Source organism: Streptomyces sp. bgisy100 (assembly GCF_057709105.1).
Window position 1 is genome coordinate 62,349 of record NZ_JBYITE010000005.1, and the last position, 17,184, is coordinate 79,532.

Genomic DNA, 17,184 nt, shown 5'->3' on the forward strand with positions numbered 1-17,184 from the left:
GCACCAACCGCACCACTGCTCACCACCACCGCTCATCACCGCTCTCATCGAAAAGAGATCACCATGCCCCGTGTCGACGTGGAACTCCCCATCGCCGCACCGCCGGAGGACAGCTGGCAGGCCGTCGTCGATGTCGAGGCGTACCCCGCCTGCATGGACAGCGTCCAGTCCGTCACCGTCGTCGAGAGCTCCGGCGAGGACCGCCGGACCACGGCGTGGTCGGTCCACCTCAAGGGCTCCGTCCTGGAGTGGGTGGAGTCCGAGCAACTCGACCACGCGGCCCGACGCTTCGACTTCCACCAGGTCAGCGGCGACCTCGCGCACTTCGTCGGCCACTGGGCCGTCCGCCCGGGCGAGGACGGCGGCAGCCTGGTGTCCCTGACCGTGGAGTTCGAGATCGGCATCCCGCTGCTCGCCGAGATGCTCAACCCCGTCGCGGCCACCGCGCTGCGGGAGAACGCCGAACAGATGCTCCAGGCGCTGGAACGGCGGCTGACCGGCGCGGCCGGCCGGTGAACCGGGGCGCGCCACCCGTACGCCGCCCCGGCGCCGTGCGCCGGGCCCGCCCGTCAGGACCGCCCTCCCCGTCCGCCACCGCCCGGCTCGCCGGGCGCGCCCTACTCCCGCAGGAGGTCCCCTTGGGTCCCCATGCCATGACCGCCTCGCCCAGCGGCGAGGTGTTCGACAAACTCCGCCGCCACCAGTCCCCGAAGCTGGCGCTGACCGGCAAGTTCGCCGGCCGGGGCGCCGTCGAGTCCAGCGCCCTGGGCTCGCGCGTCACCCTCTCCGACGGCCGCTCGGCGCTCGACTTCGGCTCCTACGCCGTCACGCTCGTCGGCCACCGCCACCCCCGGGTGGTCGAGGCCGTCTCCCGGCAGCTGGAGGTCATGCCGACCTCGACCCGCAGCCTGGCCAACCCGGTGGCCGCCGAGGCCGCGGCCCACCTGGCCGACTACCTCGGCGGCCGGCTGCCCAAGATCTACTTCGGTCTCAACGGTGCCGACGCCGTCGAGGTCTCGGTGAAGCTCGCCCGGCTCGCCACCGGGCGGGAACGGGTGCTCGCCGTCACCGGCGGCTACCACGGCAAGACCCTGGGAGCCCTCTCCCTCACCCACAGCCCCCTGTTCCGGACCGGGTTGCTGGGCTGCGCGGTCGACGTCGTCCACCTCGACCCCGACGACCCGGACGCCGTCCGGCGGCAGGTGGCCGAAGGGCCCGTGGCAGCGGTGATCTTCGAACCCGTGCAGGGGGAGAACGGCGCCGTGCCGCTGCGCACCGACGTGCTGCGGCAGTGGTGCGAGGACGCCCACGCCCATGGGGCGTTCGCGATCGCCGACGAGATCCAGTGCGGGCTGCGCCGCTGCGGGGAGCGCTCGGTCGCCCTCGCCGACGGGCTGCCCGTGGACGCCGTACTCGTCGGCAAGCCGCTCGGCGGCGGCGTGATGCCGCTGTCCGCCGTGGTCTGCACCGAGGAGCTCTACCGGCCGCTGGCGACCGACCCGTTCCTGCACTCGGCGACCTTCGGCGGACACCCGCTGAGCTGCGCCGCGCTGCCCGCCGCGCTGGAGACCGTGGAGGAACTCTCCGGCCACGGACGGCTGCTGGCCGACCGGCTCGCCGCCGGCCTGCGCGAACTCCACGAGTGCCATCCCCGGGTGCTGAGCGGGTTCCACGGCCGGGGGCTGCTCTGGGGCCTCGACCTCAGCACTCCCGGAGCGGCCGGTGAGGTCGTGGTCTCCCTGGCCGGCGACGGGCTGCTCGTCTCGCCCTGCCTGAGCCGCCCGACGACGATCCGTCTACTGCCGTCGCTGGCCACCACGGAGGCGGAGCTGGAAGAGGCGCTGAGCATCCTCGACGCCGCGCTGGGCGCGGCGACCGCCGGCCTCCACGACTGACCGCCACCGCGGGGCCCCGGCCTCGCCGCGGCCCCGCGCCTCGGCACCACCGCGGCCCCGCTCCCCGGCACTACCCCGGCCCCGCGCCTGGGCACCACCGTGCCCCGCGCCTCGGCACCACCATGCCTCGCGCCGGCGCACCGGCTCCGGACGGCCGACCGTCCGGAGCCGGCCCACCGACCCGTTCCAGCCACACCACCAGGGAACCCAGTTGACTCACACCGGATCCACCGAAGCCGAAGCCCGCACGCAGCACGCCGCCACCAGGACGCCCGCCCCCGACGTCGCCACCGGCACGTCCGCCCCCGACGTCGCCACCGGCACGTCCGCCCCCGACGTCGCCACCGGCACGTCCGCCCCCGGCACGTCCCCCACCGACGTCCCCCGCACCGGCACCACCCACGCCGACCTGCTCACCGCGGTCCGCGAGGCCGCAGCCGAGGTCCTCGGCACCACGCCCGACGCCATCGTGGCCGGGACCGACCTGCGGGCCGAGTACGGCATCGACAGCCTGGAGCTGATGTCGATCGGCGCCCACCTCGAACGCGCCCTGAACGTGCAGATATCCGCCGAGGACCTGGTCCGCGCCGAGACCGTCGGCCAGGCCGTCGAACTTCTCGCCGAGCGCAAGGCCGACCGGACATGACCGCGCGCCCGCCCGCTCCCGCGCCTGCCCGCCGGCCGTCGGACCGGCACCGCGTCGTCGTCACCGGCATCGGCGTGAAGTCCCCGGCCGGAGTCACCCTCGACGAGGTCATGGACACCGTCCTGGCCGCCGGCTCCACCGCCGCCGCACCCCGCAAGGAGCTGATCGAGGGCGGCTCGCCGGTGCACTTCGCCTGCCAGGTGCCCGACTTCGACCTCGGCCCCTACCTCACCCGCCGGGAGCTCCGGCAGATCGACCGCCCCACCGAACTGGCCCTGTGCGCCGCCGTGGACGCCGTCGGCCAGGCCGCCCTGCCCGGACTGCCGCCCGGACGCGTGGGCGTCCACCTGGGCACCGGCATCGGCGGACTCCCCACGATGGAGGGGCTGGTGCGCGACCACGACGCAGCGCCCACCCGGATGCCGGTGTTCTCCGTGCCCCGGACCATGGCCAACTCGGCCGCCGCCCGGGTCGCGATGCGCTACGGCTTCCAGGGCTCGTGCGTCACCTACACCACCGCCTGCGCCAGCGGCGCCACCGCCATCGGCGAGGCCGCCCGCCGGATCCGGTACGGGGAGCTGGACGCGGCCGTCGCGGGCGGCTTCGACTCCGCGGTGACCACCTTCATGCTCAGCGGCTTCTCCCGGATGCAGGCGCTGTCCACCCGTAACGACGACCCGGAGCGGGCCAGCCGCCCGTTCGACGCCGGCCGGGACGGCTTCGTCATGGGGGAGGGCGCAGCCGTCCTCGTCCTGGAACGGCTCGAGGCCGCGACCGCCCGCGGGGCGCGGATCCTCGGCGAGGTCGCGGGCTACGCCACCAACGCCGACGCCCACCACATCGTCGCCCCGCACACGGAGGGCGAGGTCGCGGCCGCGTGCATGGCCGAGGCGATCGCCGACGCCGGACTGCTGCCCTCCGACATCGGCCAGATCAACGCGCACGGCACCTCGACCCAGGCCAACGACAGCGCCGAGGCCGCGGCGATCCACCGGTGCTTCAACGGCCAGGCCCCGCCGGTGACCTCCGTCAAGGGCGTCACCGGGCACCTCATCGGCGGCTCCGGGGCCCTGGAGGCCGCGATCGCCCTGGTCTGCGCCGAGCGCCGGATCGTCCCGCCGGTCGCGAACCTCACCGAGGCGTCCGAGGCCGACCGGATCGACGTGGTCGCCGGCGCCGCCCGCGCCGTGGACTGCGCCCCGGTGCTCTCCAACTCCTTCGGCTTCGGCGGACAGAACGTCTGCCTGGTCCTCCAGCCCGCCACCTGAACGACCCCAGGAGCTCACCCATGCGCATCCTTGTCACCGGCGCGGCCGGTGTCGTCGGCACCGAGGTGGCCGCCCGGCTCGCCGCCGGGACCGCCGGCCGTACCGGCCCGCAGATCGTGCACACCGCCCGCCGCGCCGCCGGGGACACCCCGGTGCGGTGGAACATCGGCGCCGAACCCGCGCCGGACGCGCTCACCGGCCGGCCGTGGGACGTCATCGTGCACACCGCCGCCTCCACCCGCTGGACCATGACCCGCGACGAGGCCACCGACGCCAACATCCGCACCCTGCGCGACGTTCTCCGACTGGCCGGCCCCGACACCCACGTGGTGCACGTCTCCACCGCCTACGTCGGCGGCGTCCGCGCCCCGGAGGACCTCCGCGGCGCGGAGTTCGAGGGCTACCGCAACGGCTACGAGTGGTCCAAGGCCCGGTGCGAGGAGATCGTCACCACCGAGCACCGGGGGCCGGTCACCATCGTCCGCCCGCCGCTGGTCATGGGCCGCCGCGGGGACGGGCACATCGCCCGCTTCTCCGGCCCGTACAGCCTCTTCCCCGCGCTGGTCTCCGGGCTGGCGGCGGTGGTCGTCGGCGATCCGGGCGGCTTCGCCGAGATCAGCCCGGTCGACGAGGTGGCCGAGGCCGTCGCGGCCGCCGCCCTGGGCCCCGCGCCCTCCGCGCCCCGCACCGAGGTGATCGCGGCGGGGCCGGACAGCCTGCGGCTGGACACCCTCGTCCAGATCACCTGCGACACCCTGAACGCCTTCCGGGCCGAGCACGGCGTGGAGCCGATCGCCAAGCCGCCGACGGTGTCCACGGACAGCTGGAACCGCTTCTTCCTGCCCCTGGCCGAGCAGTGGCTCTCCCCGGTCCAGCAGCAGGCGGTGAGGCTGCTCGCGATGTTCCAGAGCTACACCAGCATGGGGGAGCCCTTCGAACCGACCCGGAAGGTGACCGACCCGGGCGGAGTGCTCGCGGCGTCGGTGCGGCACTGGGCGGAGAGCAAGCCGCGCCAGGCCCTCAGCCGCCCCGTCCCGTGGACCCTGATCAACGCCGCGTGACGGTGTCGCAGAGGCCGCGCCGGGCCTCCGGCCGGGCGGGGTGCCCCTCCCGGACCCGGGCGGCCCGCGGGCCGGCTTGCGCGGCGGCGCGGACACGGTCGATGCCGTGACGCCGTGCCGCCCGATCCCGGGAAGGCCGTGACGCCGTGACGCCGGGAAGGCCCGTGACGTCGTCGGGAAGGCCCGTGACGTCGTCGGGAAGGCCGTGACGTCGGGAAGGCCGGGAACCCGTGACGTCGTGCCGGAGGTGCTCCCGCAGCGCCTCCGGCACGACGGCGCGCCACGGAGCGCCCCTTACGGATGGGTCCCCACGGGTGCGCCCCGGCGGACGCGCCACGAAGGGTCAGGGCCCCGGATTCATCAGGGCCATGGCGGGCCCAGGCCACGAGCGGCCGGATCAGCCCCCGCCGCCGGGCCCCCTCAGCTCCTGGATCCGTCCGCCGACCTTCGCCCGGAGCCGCTCCAGCACGCCGGGCTTCCCGCTGACGGCCCACCGCGGGCCGACGAGGTACTTCCCGCCGTACATGCTCGCGCTGTCCAGCCAGGTCAGCTTGTACTTCTCCTTGGGGAAGGTGGTGATGAGGTAGTCGCCCGCCGACGTCCGGCAGACCCCTTCCCGGAGCTCGTCCGCCTCCGTGCGGATGTTGACCTTGCAGCCGGTCAACGCGGCGATCCGCTCCACCTTCGCGGGCGCGGGAGCGACGGCGCGGGGCTTCGGCCGCGGCGTGTCCGCCGCCCCGGAGCCGTCCGCCGAGCCGCAGCCCGCCACGAGGGCGAGGACCATCAGACTCCCCGCCGCGGCCGCCGCACGGCGTGCGCCGTCCCCCTGCCGGCGCCGTCCGGTACGCCTTCCCATGAGCACTCCGGCCACCCCACGTCTCCGTTCCGCTGTGCCGCTGCCCTGCCGTCGGCCCGGTGCCGACCGGAGCCATCTGGGAGATACGGACCGGCGGCCCGATCCGCTCACCGGATTCCGCACCGGCCACGGACGGGACGAAGACGGGAAGCGGCCCCGGACACGGACCGGGCGAAGACCGGGCGGGACCGGGGAACGGGACGCGGCCGGATGCGCCCCGGCGGCCGCACCCTCAGGGGTACGGCCGCCGGGGCCACGGCGGTGCCGGGCGACAGGCGCAGGCGCTCAGCCCACGTGGGCGGTCAGCTCCCGCTCGGGCTCCCGCCCGGACTCGCGCAGCGCTTCCCGCGCGGGCTCCCGGACGGGCGCCGGCTCCAGCTCCGGCTCCCGGACCGCGTCATGCGCCGTCTCGCGGGCCGAGAACGGGCACTGCCAGTCCGCGGGCTTCGGGCGGCCGGAGTACCGCCGGGCCTCGGACAGCTGCTCGTACTCGTGGAGATTGGGGTTGATGTTCCCCTGCAGCTTGATGTCCTGCTTGCGTATCTTCTCCGCGAGCCGGTCCCACATCCCGGCGCCCTTGATACGGGTGAACTGCTCGTGGGAGTTGAAGGCCAGCATCGGAAAGGGAGGCCGCCGGCCGAGCCGGACGTGCGTCTCGTGCAGGCCGATCACGAAGAACGGATGGCCCGCGACACTGAACGCGAACTTCCCGGACCCGGCGTCCGAGGAGTACCCCTCGGCCCAGCGGTGGGACTCCGCGTCGTACTCGTGCAGCAGCTGAAGCTGCTGCCAGAGCAGCTGCTCGAACTCCAGCTCGTCCACGCCGCGGGGCTCCGCGAAGGTCGCCACGAAGCTGGTGAACGACCGGGCGCTCCAGTCCGCCGAGCGCACATAGGCCTCGAGGTCACGCGCCATGAGACGGGCCGCGTCGACATCGCCCAGCCGTTCGTAATGATGGTGAGCGATCCCGCCCTGGCGCCAGGCGGAGCGACCCGCCAGACAGGAGAACCTGTCTCCCAGCAAGAATTTCTCGACCTCACCACGTGCGTCCGCACTCATGGCCGGCCTCCTTCCCATGACATCCCTCCCCGAGGGAGATCAGCTCTTGCATACCGAGGCGACCGCTCCCGGGCCCCCGCGTGTGAATCCGTGCGTTCGCCCAGGCAGGAGGTCCGCCGGGCGGGCGCAGTGCGGTTTCACCGCGGTGTGGGGGAGAGGCACCACGGTGATTGTCACTGCGGAGGGCCGATCGACGAAATCCACCCCTGTGATTCGCCCCCACCCGGGCCCTTCGGATCACTGTCGGCGCAGTGAACGGCACCAAGGGTGATGACGGGCGGGATCGGCGAGGTGTGATCGTGCGGTCTGTGCGGAGCATGCCACACGTACCGGTGGCGTGTACAAGTCACTGGCGCTCAGGGAGCGTACGGTCCGAGCCGCCACCCTCCGGCGGTCCCGCCGGCGGCCCCGGCGAGGGGCGCATGGGTCCGCGGCGGGCCCACGTGCCCGCCGCTCCCGGCCCGCTCGTCTTTTGGCCCGCCCGTCTCCCGGCCCGCCGGTTCCGCCGCCCGCGCCGCTCAGCCCGCGGCCGCCGCCGGACCCAGCCACAGCAGTCCCAGCCGCTGGGCCGCGGCCAGGGCGCCCGCGCACGATCCGTAGTACATCGCGAACACCCCGACGAACACCAGGTTGCGCGGCACCTCCGCCAGGCCCGAGCCCTGCCCGAACAGCGCCGACGGCAGCCCCAGGAGCAGCGTGAACAGTGTCTCCGCGGCGATCGGCACGACCCACAGCACCTGCGGCAGGCAGAGCGCCAGGGCCCAGCCCGCGGTCCCCGCGGAGGACCGCCGGACGCAGAGCAGCACGGCGAGAATCACCGCGCACAGGACGTACGTCGCGGTCATGTCGTCCCACCGGGTCCACAACCCGTCCGCCCACATCGCCACCGGATCGAGGGCGACGAACTCCTCCTGCGACGCGGAATCCAGCGCGTACCGCGCCACGTTGCCCATCACCAGCACCCCCGGGACCCAGGCGGTCAGCAGTGCCAGAAGCAGGGACGAGAGCAGGAGCAGGGCCCCGACCTGCGCCCGCGGCATACGGCTCAGCCGCGCCCGCCCGGCGCGCACCGCGCCGTTGGCCCGGAGCACCACCTGCCGGGTGCTGCGCACGGCGCCCAGCCAGGCCGAGACCAGCAGCAGGACCCCGAAGAGGGAGAAGGCGAGCCCGGGCCCGAACGCGGCGAGCCAGGCCCACTTGAGGGCGTCGTCGGGTCCCGGCAACTCCGCCGCGATGTCCATGCCCCGACCCCCAATGTCGTTGAAACCGCAACGACATGCTACCGACCGGACGTCCGCCGGGTGCCGCTTCGCGTTGGATTGCCCGCGGTCCGGTAACGGCCGGAAGGTGGTCGGTTCCACGGGAACGGTCGGCTCGGCGGCTGACGGGCCGTCGGCCGCCGCGGGCCCTCTCTGCCCTGACCTGGCCCGCAATCCCGGGTGTGCTGGAACGATCCACGGGGGAAGGTCTCCGCCGGGGGCGGGCCCGCACGCGGCGGTCCACGGCGCGCACCGCCCCGCCGGGGTGACGAACCAGCCCGGCGAACTCACCGGGAAGGCCATGGGGTGCTGTCCGACGACGTGTGGTGTGAACTGCGGGACCAGGGAACGGTACGACGGTTCCGCGAGCGCAGCGTGATGCTGCGGCAGGGAGACCCCGGAACCCATCTGCTCGCGCTGACCGACGGCCTGGCGAAGGTCGTGTGCCGCGAGGCCGACGGGGTCACGACATGGCTCGCCTTCCGCGGACCGGGCGATCTCCTCGGGGAGGTCTCGGTCTTCAACGGCACGACAAGGACGGCCGATGTGATCGCCCTCAGCCCGTGCACCACGATCGTGCTGGAGGCCCAGCGGTTCCGCCGGTTCGTCGAGGAGCGGGGACTCGTCATGGCGCTGATGCGACAGACGCTGGCCCGGCTGCGCGAATCGGATCTGCACCGGACCGAACGGCTCACCCTCCCTCTGGTGGTGCGGCTCGCGAGGTCGCTCGTCCGGCTGGCGGAGCTGGCGGAACCCGTCACCGGCGCCGCTCCGGAGGAGCTGCGGCTGACCGGACTGACGCAGGAGGAGATCGCGCAGTCCATCGGTGTCACCCGGAACGCCGTCATCAGCGGTCTGCAGCAACTCCGGGACACCGGAGCGGTGGAGACGGCCCGCCGCGTCGTGGTCATCAAGGACATGGCGGCCTTACGCCGCTGGACGACAGCGGAGTGAGGCCTCGACCTGTGACGGCCGTCACCTCCGGGGCGCCCTGCGGTGGGCACTCGCCCCGCTGACGCTCGCCGATGCTCGACACGAGCCGGCCTGCGGTGCACCGCACCGCCCCGTCCCGTGAAGGAGCGTCCCATGCCCACCACCATGCCCGTGCCCCATGCCGAGAGCAGGCCGCTGCCCGCGTACCGGGCCCTGTTCGCCGTCGACGCCAAGGACTTCACCGGCCTGCCCGCCGTACTGCACGGACCGGTCAGCGCGCTGATCCCGGAACTTGTCGACCAGTCGCTCGAACGAACCGGACTGTCCGGCCTCAAGGACGCCAAGCGCTTCCCGGCCAGCACCGGTGACGGCATCGTCTTCGGCTTCGACCCCGTCCATCTCCCGTTCGTCCTCTGGCCCTTCCTCGGGGTGCTCGACGAGGTCCTCGGCGCCTACAACCAGCGCACCGTCGGCCCGCGCATCCGGCTGCGGGCCAGCGTGCACGTCGGCCCGCTCCCGGACGACGGCGGCCCGGGCGACGGCAACGGCACCGCACGCAACGACACCCACCGGCTGCTGGACTCCCGCCCGGTCAAGGCGATCCTCGCGGCCGCGAGCGAGCAGACCACCCACCTCGCCGCGATCATCTCGCACCGGGTTCACGAGGACGTCGTCCTCGGCGGCTACACCGGCCTGCACCCCGACCGCTGCATCGAGGTACCGGCCACCGTCGACGGCAAGTCCTTCGCTCAACGGGCGTGGCTGTACATCCCGTCGCCGTCCGGGAACCTCCTCGGAGCCGGGCTCCCCGCCCGCGAGACGCCGCCCGCCCCGGCGACGGAGGAGACCCCCGCGAGCCCTCCCGCCGAACGTCACGGAGGCAACGCCCAGCACGTCGGCGAAGGCGTCGCACTGATGGGGGATATCGCCGGGGACTTCAGCTACACCGGACGCTCCACGACCCACCACGGAACGAACCAGCACTGGGGCAGCGGCGACAACGTCTCCGGCGACAAGCACACCGGCGGCGCGGGGGACCGCCGATGAGCGACGAGCCGAGCACCCTCCTCGACGCCCGGCCGGAGGGCCCGGGCGCGGCTGCGCCGGAGGCCGACGGGTACCGGAACCGGCAGCACGTCGGGCACGGGGTGGCCGTGGTGGGCGGTGTGGGAGGCGACTTCCACTACCACGCGGGCCCCGAACCCCGCGACGACTCCGTCTCGGAGGTGGTCCTGCGCCCCGAGTTCAGGGAGGGCCCGTACCCGGCGGAGGACGTCGCCCGCAGACTGCTGGGCTTCGCCCAGCCCACCTCGTACGCCAGGTGCCGGGAGGCGCTGGGCCACCACCTCCTGTTCCTCGCCGCGGAGCGCGGCGCGGGGGCCGGCACCACCGCGTTCGCGCTGCTCCAGGAGCGGTGCGGGGCGGACCGCATCACCGGACTCAACTCCGCCGAGGACCTCACCGCATGGCAGCCGGGACCTGGCCGAGGCTATCTGCTGAGGTGGCTCGCCCCGGACGTGGCCGACAAGCTCGGCGAGGTCCCGGTGCGGGCGCTGTGCCACCGACTGCGCGAGGCAGGATCCTTCCTGGTCGTCACGGTGGCGGCAGAGTTCCGCCTGCCGGCCGACACTACCGCCTGGCAGGTGAGGCACATTCCGCCGAAGCCCTACGACGTCGCCTTGCACCGGCTGCGTGCCCTGGCGGCCGAGCGGCGGCTCGCGCCCGACCTGCTCCCCCTCGCACTGGAGCACCTGGACCGGTCCGAGTTCCGCCGGTACCTCGGGACGTTCCCCCTGCCCGCCGTCGGCGTGGACGTCGCCGAGGAGCTGCTCGAAGTCGTGACCTCCGGGCGGACCGTCGCCACGGCCCTGGAGAACCTCCGCCTCGGCGGGGTGCAGGAGGCGCACGCGGCGCTGGACGGGATGCGTGACCGGGCCGATCAACTGGCACTCACCGCCTCGGTGGCCCTGCTGGAGGGCCTGGACCGCACGGTGATCGAGCAGTTCGCCGCGACGCTGCGCACCCTGTTCACCGAACGCGCCGCCATGGCACCGGCGCTCGCCCCACGATTCGAAGCCGCCCCGCCACCGGCCGTCACCCCGGCGGATCGCCCCGATCTGCTCGGCCCCGCCTTCGAGGACCGCTGCGCCGAGATCGGAGCACAACCCGGTCCGCCGCGCATCGTCTCGTCGGGCCGCTACCGGCACCGTACGCAGCCTGTCGCCTTCCGGGGCAGGCACCGGGCGGAGTCGGTGCTGCGACGGATGTGGCTGGAACACGAAGGCATGGCGGAGCTGTTCTGGACCGGCCTGCACGCTCTGCCCTACCAGCAGGGAGCCGACCTGGCGGCCGGCCGGGCGATCGGCAGGGTGCTCGTGCACGCCACCGGCCCGCAAGCCCTGCGGCAGCTCCAGACCTTCGCCGAGGCGGACCAGCGGTGGCGCCGTCGGCTCGCGGCGTACGCCCTCGGTGAAGTCGCCCAGAACGCCGAGCTGATGAGCGGCGTACAGGCGCAACTACGGCAGTGGGCCGGCGTCCGGGACGTCAACCGCCGCTGCACCGTCGCCGAGACCTGTGCCGGCAGCTACGGCCTGGCGCGGCCCGCCGCCGCGCTGAATCTGCTGGACACCGTGCTCGACGGTCCCGACGAGGGCACCGAACCGCGACTGCGCGGCGCGGTCGTCTTCGCTCTCGGCGTCCTCCTCGGGGAAGAGACCAACCACCGGAGCGTTCTGCGCCGGATCACCGAGTGGCTGGCCGCGCCCGACGGCACCCTCCGGCACGCCTGCGCCGCGCAGGTGACCGAGGCGCTGTGCCTCAGCAGCTTCCCCGAACCGCACCGGCGGGCCACCCGGAAGCTGACCCTGGCCGACGTGATCGGTGGCCACCCCGACCTGGCCCTGCCACTGGTGGTCGCGGCGCTGGACGCTCCGGCGTCCCGGACCGCCGCGGCCGAGGGGCTCGCGGCCGTGGAGCGCGATCCCGCCCTGTCTCGCCGCGCCGCCTTCGACACCTTCCTTCGCGCGCTGGCGGACGCCTCCGCCGGACACCGCGGCGTCATCTCCTTCCTCCTCACCCGCCACCGGAACCGTGGCACCACCGCACCCGAAGGGAAGTCCGCATGAACCAGCCCCTCGTCGAGCAACTGCCGGCGGCGATGCTGCGCCCCTCGCATCTGCTGCGTACTCTGCTGCGGCACCGCTGGTTCCCCCGGGACGACCGGGCCCTGGTGTTCCTGGCCGACAATGGCGCGGGCCGGGCGGAGCCGCCGCGCGGCACCGGTCCCTGGTTCCACCCGCGCCCGGCCCTGTCTGCCGTGCTGCGCCGCGAGTTCACCTGCGTGTGCCGGGTCTCGCTCGCGGAGCGGGCGGCCTGGGTGGACGTCCCCACAGGCACGTCGGCGGTGCCCCAATTCTCCCGCTACGGCGTGGGCTGGCGGGTGAGCGACCCCGCCGGCGTCGTCCGGAGCCAGGTCACCGAGGAGTATGTGCCGCGGTGGATCGCCCAGCACATCGGCGACCACGGGACGGCGCCCGACGGTCCCGGCCGGGACGGACAGGCCCCGCCGTGGTCCGGGGCGGCCCCGGGCGGCCCGTACGGGCACGAGCACATGATCGACGGCGCGGGCATCGCCTACTGGTTCACGGGGACCGCGCCAGGGCCGATGAGCGACTCCGCCACCGGCACGGCACTGCCCCTGCCCTCGGTCTGGGGCGACGCGCACCGCGAAGCGTTCCGCTTCTACCGCGACATCATCGGTGGCGGCCCCGTCGGCCTGGCCGCGCTCTGGCTGATGAGCCGGCCCGACCAGGCGAAGGACGTGCTCGACTGGACGGTGACCCACCGCGACCTGCTCAGCGACCGGGACGGCTGGGAACGGTCGCTGGCCTCGGCACTGCAGGGCCTGACGGAGGGCGACCGTGGCTTCGTCGGGGCGCAGCTGGCGCACGTGCTGCGCGACATCGGGGTGCCGCAGGGCCAGGAGACGCTGGACCGGATGCAGGCCGGCGCCGACCCGGACGGAGCGCACCGCATGAACGGGATGAACGGAACGCACCGGGAGTCCCGGTGAGCCGCCCGGCGAACACCCCGGCAGGGACGGGCCGTTGGTACCGGAGCCGCCCCCCGGACGGTCCGGGAGGCACCGTCGCCGCGCTGTCACGTGAGCTGATCGCACAGAACCAGCTCGAAATCGGCCGCGCCGACGGCAAGGCCGCCGTTCTGCTGGCCACCAGTGGTTCTCTGTTCGGCCTGCTGCTGATGCGGCGGCCCGACGCCGCGTCCTGGACGCTGCCCCTGTGGTGGAGCGCCCTGACCACCACGGCGGCGGCCCTGCTGGTCCTGCTGCTGGCCCTCGTGCCGCGCCGGGCCGCGGCGCTGCGCGACGGCACGCAGGTCCTCGCCTACTTCGAGGACGTGGTGCGGGCGGAGAAGCAGGCCGGACTGCCGGCCGCGCTGGTCCGGTGCGGCGGTGATCCACGGGCCCGGCTGGAGCGGGCCCTGGCGGGCACCAGCCGGGTCGCCCACCTCAAGAACCGCTGTGTCCGGTGGGCGGTGCTACTGCTGCTGCCCGCGGTGACCGCCATGGTCGCGGCCCTGGCCCCCGCGGCGTGAGCCGTGGGACCGCGGGCGCTTGACCGCACCGGTGCCCCGGTCGGATCCGGTCCGGCCGGGACACCGGGCGGAACGCGGAGCCGGGCGGGCCGCCCAGGACCGCCGTGCGCCCGGAGCGTGTGCACGGTTCCGACGGGCCCCGTGCGGCAAGGAACACCAGCTGCGGTGACGGAGCCCTGCCCGACGCCGGATTGCCCGGACGCAGGCCGGTGACCCCTGCCATCAGTCCGGCGAGGTCACCCAGTCGAAGGCGGTCCGGGCGTCGAACTCGCCCTGGCCGCCCGGGAAGAGCAGCCCCGCCGTGCCGAACTCCGGTGCCCCGGCGGTCGACGGCAGATACGGAACGGCGACACAGCGCATGCCTGCCCGGTGGGCTGCCTCCGCGCCGGGCGGGGCGTCCTCCAGGACGACACAGTCCGCGGGCGGCGCACCGAGCCGCCGGGCCGCCTCCAGGAAGACGTCGGGCTCCGGCTTGCCGTGCGCAACCTCCTCCGCCGAGACCACCGCCCCCATCAGCCCGGCCAGGCCGGTGCAGGCCAGCACGGTTTCGATGGCGGCACGGGAGGAACCCGACGCCACCGCCATCCGGATCCCGGTCGCGTGCAGGTCGTGCGCGAGCGTCCGCATCCGGGGGAAGGCCTCGGTCGACTCCCGGGCCAGGGCGAGATAGTGCCGGTTCTTCCCGGCGAGCAGCTCCTCGACCGGCGCCTCGATGGCGTACTCGCGGCGCAGCGCCTCCAGGGTCTCCCGGGTGCCGATCCCGATGAACCGGGCGTGCTGCTCCCAGGTGAAACCGGTGACGCCGTACTCGGCGAGCAGCCGCCGCCCCGCCTCGTAGTAGTTCGGCTCACTGTCCACGAGGGTGCCGTCGAGGTCGAAGATCACAGCGGGTCCGCGGGAGGAGCTCATGCCCCCAGCATGCCAAGCCGCCCCGGGCCGCTCCGCCCGGCCGGCGACCGCCCGACCGTGGCGGGGCGGGCCGGCGGCTCAGCGGGGCCGCGCCGCCGCCCGGCCGATCGCGTCGACCAGCGGCAGCATCCGGTACGGCACCCGCTCCCGCAGCGCGACCTCGGTACGGGTCCGCACCACGCCCGGCAGCTGGATGAGCCGCTGGATGATGTCCTCCAGATGACCGTTGTCCCGGGCCGCCACCCGCGTCATCAGATCACCGCCACCGGTGATCGAGTACGCCTCGATGATCTCCGGGACCTCCGCGAGCGCGTCCCCGACCTCGTCCAGGTGCCCCTGGGTGACCTCGATGTGCACGAAGGCCAGCACCGGGTGACCGAGGGCCGCGGGGGAGAGCCGGGGGCCCGTGCCGGTGATGACCCCGTCCCGCTCCAGCCGGGTCAGCCGGGCCTGCAGCGTGCCCCGGGCCACCCCGAGCAGCCGGGCGTATTCCCGCACGCTGGTCTGCGGCTGCTCCAGCAGCAGCCGCAGGATGCGGGCGTCCAGCGCATCCACGGGAGCCATGGGCGGGGGTCTCCGTTCGACGAGGACGGACGGGGTGGGGGCGTCCCGCGGGCCGGTGCGGGAGAGCTGCCGCCGACTGTACCGACGGCCCGGCCGCGCGAGGGCACCGGCGGCCCGACCGGACGACGCCCGACCGGACGACGGTGTCCGGCCGGCCCGGTCGGTGCCGGTGGCGGCGCGACCCGGTCAGGTCCCCGCTGCGCCTGCGGTTCAGGCTTCGGCCAGCGGCGGGCGCGGGCTGCCGAGCAGCGGCGCGGCCAGCCCGGCGAGCGCCTTCTCCAGGTCGTGCAGATGCGCCAGGGCCCGCTCGGCGCCCGGGTGGTGCCGGGGCGCGGTCATTGCGGGGTCACCCGCCGCGACGGGGCTCTCCCCGGTCGGGGCCAGCGTGTGCAGCGCCGCCTCGACCCGCTGGCAGGCGGCCGTCAGCCGGGCGTCGTGCGAGGCGTCGGGATCTGCGGCGACCGCCGCCAGCCCCCGGGCCTGCAGCACGCAGTCGTCCAGGTGCGCCATGACCCGCCGGGCCCGTCCCCGGCGCTCGCGCAGCGGGCTCAGCGGATGCAGCAGCGGCGCCAGCGAGACCCGCACCTTCCCCAGGAGGAGCTCCAGCTCGGCGGCGTGCGGGCCCGGGTCGGCGGACGCGTCCCCGGACAGCCGGCGCGCGGACTCCGCCGTGCAGTGCCGGACCGACACCAGGGCGCGACGGATCCAGGCGTCGGTCGCCGCATGCGTGGTGATGGGCAGGACGACGGCGATGGCGACGGCCGCGCCGAAGGCGCCGACCAGCGTCTGCTCCAGACGCAGGGCCAGCAGGCCCGGGTGCAGGACGCCCAGCAGCCCGTACAGCAGGCTGGCCATGACCGTCACGAAGAACATCATCCAGCTGTACGAGGGCGCCGCGGTGTAGAAGATCCCGAAGACGCAGACGGCGACCAGGACGGCCGTCGGCACGGCCGCGCCGTGCAGCGGCACCGCGGCGACCATCCCCACGGCGATGCCCGCCAGGGTGCCCACGACCCGGCGGAAGCCGCGGACCATCGTCTCGCCGCGGGACGCCGTGTTCACGAAGATCCACCACGCCGTGCCCACCGCCCAGTACCAGCGCTCGTCGGACACCAGCTGCCCGAAGCCGAGCGCCAGCGCGCAGGCCACGGTGCACTGGAACGCCTGGCGGGTGGTCGGGCGGTCCATGCCCCGGGCGGTCAGGGGCGCGGGCGCCGCGGGGGGCGGGCTGCCGCGCTCGATGCACCACAGGCCGAACCGGACCACGGAGGACACCACCAGGGCCAGGGCCACGGCCAGGTACAGCTCGGGCAGCTGCGCCGGGACGGCGTGCAGGAACTGCGTCATGAAGAACGTCATGAACGCGAAGATCCCCAGGGCGTGCCCGCGCGGGCCCCACCGGCGGGCGTACACCCCCGCCCACACGACGGCCAGGAAGGCGGTGTCGCGGATCAGTGTGTGGTCGTGCAGCGCCGCCGCGAGGGCCAGCACCGGGAAGCCCGCCACGGGGAGCAGCGCGGTGGTGACCGCCTGCCCGCGGACCGTGGCATCGGTGACCGTGAAGAGCGCCAGCAGCGCGGCGAGGCCGCCGGCGATCGCCGCGACGACCGACTGACCGGCCAGACCGGCGGCGGCCGCGGCCGGCGCGACGCCCAGAACCGCCCGCGCCGACGTGCGCAGCCGCACCCGGCCCGGATCCGGTGCCACGAACATCCTCTTCAGCACTGCTTCCGGCTCCCCTTCCGCCCTGCATGGAACGTGCAAAGAAAAAGGCGCCGCGGAATCCCGCAGCGCCATCGACGCCCCCATGAAAGCATTCGGCCACCCGCTGGCTCAAGGGAGTCCGAAACGACTGGGCCAATGGCCCAATCCGGAGGCGTTCCCGCTGGACCGAAATGAGCCATCGGGCCAGGACCGGGGCCGCAACGGCTCTGGAACCGGAACCTCCGCGCGGGCCGGATCCGACGTCCCCGGCCCGCCCCGGGCAGGCCCCCGGACGGGCCCGCACCCGCCAACCGGAGCCGACGCGTCGACCCCGCCCCGGCCCGGCGCGCCCGCCCGCGCCCGAAGCGGCGCTCGCCCGGCCCGGCGCGCCGCCGTAACACCCCCCGATGCGCCCC

16 protein-coding genes are annotated in these 17,184 nt (G+C 74.5%); 10 read left to right on the forward strand and 6 right to left on the reverse strand.

The features are described 5' to 3' along the window. Nucleotides 1-63 precede the first annotated feature (63 nt). The 5 genes from AC3EQ1_RS05345 (at nucleotide 64) to AC3EQ1_RS05365 (ending at nucleotide 4,870) form a co-directional block, all read left to right on the forward strand. Nucleotides 64-516, forward strand: a complete 453-nt coding sequence (locus tag AC3EQ1_RS05345) for a type II toxin-antitoxin system RatA family toxin (RefSeq protein ID WP_432093088.1) — start codon at nucleotides 64-66, stop codon at nucleotides 514-516. Nucleotides 517-638: 122 nt separating this feature from the next. Then, nucleotides 639-1,895 carry a class-III pyridoxal-phosphate-dependent aminotransferase gene (locus AC3EQ1_RS05350; protein WP_432093089.1) on the forward strand — a complete coding sequence of 419 codons (1,257 nt, stop codon included), beginning with the start codon at nucleotides 639-641 and terminating at the stop codon, nucleotides 1,893-1,895. Between the two features lie 211 nt (nucleotides 1,896-2,106). Continuing rightward, the gene (locus AC3EQ1_RS05355; protein WP_432093090.1) at nucleotides 2,107-2,541 is read left to right on the forward strand and encodes an acyl carrier protein; all 435 of its coding nucleotides are present in this window, start codon (nucleotides 2,107-2,109) and stop codon (nucleotides 2,539-2,541) included. Continuing rightward, entirely contained in the window at nucleotides 2,538-3,809 is a 1,272-nt protein-coding gene (locus AC3EQ1_RS05360) for a beta-ketoacyl-[acyl-carrier-protein] synthase family protein (RefSeq protein ID WP_432093091.1), read from the forward strand. Before AC3EQ1_RS05355 ends, AC3EQ1_RS05360 begins: the two co-directional genes overlap by 4 nt. Before the next feature lie 20 nt (nucleotides 3,810-3,829). Beyond that, nucleotides 3,830-4,870 carry an SDR family oxidoreductase gene (locus AC3EQ1_RS05365; protein WP_432093092.1) on the forward strand — a complete coding sequence of 347 codons (1,041 nt, stop codon included), beginning with the start codon at nucleotides 3,830-3,832 and terminating at the stop codon, nucleotides 4,868-4,870. Between the two features lie 397 nt (nucleotides 4,871-5,267). On the opposite strand, the gene AC3EQ1_RS05370 is transcribed toward AC3EQ1_RS05365, so the two are convergent. The 3 genes from AC3EQ1_RS05370 to AC3EQ1_RS05380 form a co-directional block, all read right to left on the reverse strand. Then, nucleotides 5,268-5,726, reverse strand: coding sequence for a hypothetical protein (locus AC3EQ1_RS05370; protein ID WP_432093093.1), 459 nt, complete (start codon nucleotides 5,724-5,726; stop codon nucleotides 5,268-5,270). A gap of 285 nt (nucleotides 5,727-6,011) precedes the next feature. Continuing rightward, nucleotides 6,012-6,785: a guanitoxin biosynthesis heme-dependent pre-guanitoxin N-hydroxylase GntA gene (gene gntA / locus AC3EQ1_RS05375; RefSeq protein ID WP_432093094.1), complete on the reverse strand. Its 774-nt coding sequence runs from the start codon at nucleotides 6,783-6,785 to the stop codon at nucleotides 6,012-6,014. Nucleotides 6,786-7,303: 518 nt separating this feature from the next. Continuing rightward, a complete protein-coding gene (locus AC3EQ1_RS05380; protein WP_432093095.1) occupies nucleotides 7,304-8,026 on the reverse strand; it encodes a hypothetical protein in 723 nt (240 codons plus the stop codon). 324 nt (nucleotides 8,027-8,350) lie between these two features. Between AC3EQ1_RS05380 and AC3EQ1_RS05385 the strand changes: the two genes are divergently transcribed. From AC3EQ1_RS05385 to AC3EQ1_RS05405, 5 genes are all read left to right on the forward strand, one after another. Next, a complete protein-coding gene (locus AC3EQ1_RS05385) occupies nucleotides 8,351-8,998 on the forward strand; it encodes a Crp/Fnr family transcriptional regulator (RefSeq protein ID WP_432093096.1) in 648 nt (215 codons plus the stop codon). A 132-nt stretch (nucleotides 8,999-9,130) separates the two neighbouring features. After that, the gene (locus AC3EQ1_RS05390) at nucleotides 9,131-10,024 is read left to right on the forward strand and encodes a hypothetical protein (protein ID WP_432093097.1); all 894 of its coding nucleotides are present in this window, start codon (nucleotides 9,131-9,133) and stop codon (nucleotides 10,022-10,024) included. Beyond that, nucleotides 10,021-12,102, forward strand: coding sequence for a hypothetical protein (locus AC3EQ1_RS05395; protein WP_432093098.1), 2,082 nt, complete (start codon nucleotides 10,021-10,023; stop codon nucleotides 12,100-12,102). The genes AC3EQ1_RS05390 and AC3EQ1_RS05395 overlap by 4 nt, the downstream gene beginning before the upstream one ends. Next, nucleotides 12,099-13,049 (forward strand): hypothetical protein, encoded by a 951-nt coding sequence (locus AC3EQ1_RS05400; RefSeq protein WP_432093099.1) that lies wholly within the window; start codon nucleotides 12,099-12,101, stop codon nucleotides 13,047-13,049. Before AC3EQ1_RS05395 ends, AC3EQ1_RS05400 begins: the two co-directional genes overlap by 4 nt. Next, nucleotides 13,046-13,591 carry a Pycsar system effector family protein gene (locus tag AC3EQ1_RS05405; RefSeq protein ID WP_432093100.1) on the forward strand — a complete coding sequence of 182 codons (546 nt, stop codon included), beginning with the start codon at nucleotides 13,046-13,048 and terminating at the stop codon, nucleotides 13,589-13,591. The genes AC3EQ1_RS05400 and AC3EQ1_RS05405 overlap by 4 nt, the downstream gene beginning before the upstream one ends. Nucleotides 13,592-13,813: 222 nt before the next feature. Here AC3EQ1_RS05405 and AC3EQ1_RS05410 read toward each other — a convergent pair whose 3' ends face one another. From AC3EQ1_RS05410 to AC3EQ1_RS05420, 3 genes are all read right to left on the reverse strand, one after another. Next, entirely contained in the window at nucleotides 13,814-14,500 is a 687-nt protein-coding gene (locus tag AC3EQ1_RS05410) for an HAD family hydrolase (RefSeq protein WP_432093101.1), read from the reverse strand. A gap of 78 nt (nucleotides 14,501-14,578) precedes the next feature. Beyond that, a complete protein-coding gene (locus tag AC3EQ1_RS05415; protein ID WP_388854656.1) occupies nucleotides 14,579-15,064 on the reverse strand; it encodes an Lrp/AsnC family transcriptional regulator in 486 nt (161 codons plus the stop codon). A gap of 210 nt (nucleotides 15,065-15,274) precedes the next feature. Then, nucleotides 15,275-16,777 carry an FUSC family protein gene (locus AC3EQ1_RS05420; protein ID WP_432093203.1) on the reverse strand — a complete coding sequence of 501 codons (1,503 nt, stop codon included), beginning with the start codon at nucleotides 16,775-16,777 and terminating at the stop codon, nucleotides 15,275-15,277. Nucleotides 16,778-17,184: the final 407 nt, after the last annotated feature.

Excerpts from the sequence above, each read along its gene's own strand:
- AC3EQ1_RS05380 (WP_432093095.1), bottom strand. The coding sequence starts at position 8,026 with ATGGACATCGCGGCGGAGTTGCCGGGACCCGACGACGCCCTCAAGTGG.
- AC3EQ1_RS05400 (WP_432093099.1), top strand. The coding sequence starts at position 12,099 with ATGAACCAGCCCCTCGTCGAGCAACTGCCGGCGGCGATGCTGCGCCCC.
- AC3EQ1_RS05360 (WP_432093091.1), top strand. The coding sequence starts at position 2,538 with ATGACCGCGCGCCCGCCCGCTCCCGCGCCTGCCCGCCGGCCGTCGGAC.
- AC3EQ1_RS05390 (WP_432093097.1), top strand. The coding sequence starts at position 9,131 with ATGCCCACCACCATGCCCGTGCCCCATGCCGAGAGCAGGCCGCTGCCC.
- AC3EQ1_RS05370 (WP_432093093.1), bottom strand. The coding sequence starts at position 5,726 with ATGGGAAGGCGTACCGGACGGCGCCGGCAGGGGGACGGCGCACGCCGT.
- AC3EQ1_RS05410 (WP_432093101.1), bottom strand. The coding sequence starts at position 14,500 with ATGAGCTCCTCCCGCGGACCCGCTGTGATCTTCGACCTCGACGGCACC.
- AC3EQ1_RS05395 (WP_432093098.1), top strand. The coding sequence starts at position 10,021 with ATGAGCGACGAGCCGAGCACCCTCCTCGACGCCCGGCCGGAGGGCCCG.
- AC3EQ1_RS05345 (WP_432093088.1), top strand. The coding sequence starts at position 64 with ATGCCCCGTGTCGACGTGGAACTCCCCATCGCCGCACCGCCGGAGGAC.
- AC3EQ1_RS05365 (WP_432093092.1), top strand. The coding sequence starts at position 3,830 with ATGCGCATCCTTGTCACCGGCGCGGCCGGTGTCGTCGGCACCGAGGTG.
- gntA (WP_432093094.1), bottom strand. The coding sequence starts at position 6,785 with ATGAGTGCGGACGCACGTGGTGAGGTCGAGAAATTCTTGCTGGGAGAC.
- AC3EQ1_RS05420 (WP_432093203.1), bottom strand. The coding sequence starts at position 16,777 with ATGTTCGTGGCACCGGATCCGGGCCGGGTGCGGCTGCGCACGTCGGCG.
- AC3EQ1_RS05415 (WP_388854656.1), bottom strand. The coding sequence starts at position 15,064 with ATGGCTCCCGTGGATGCGCTGGACGCCCGCATCCTGCGGCTGCTGCTG.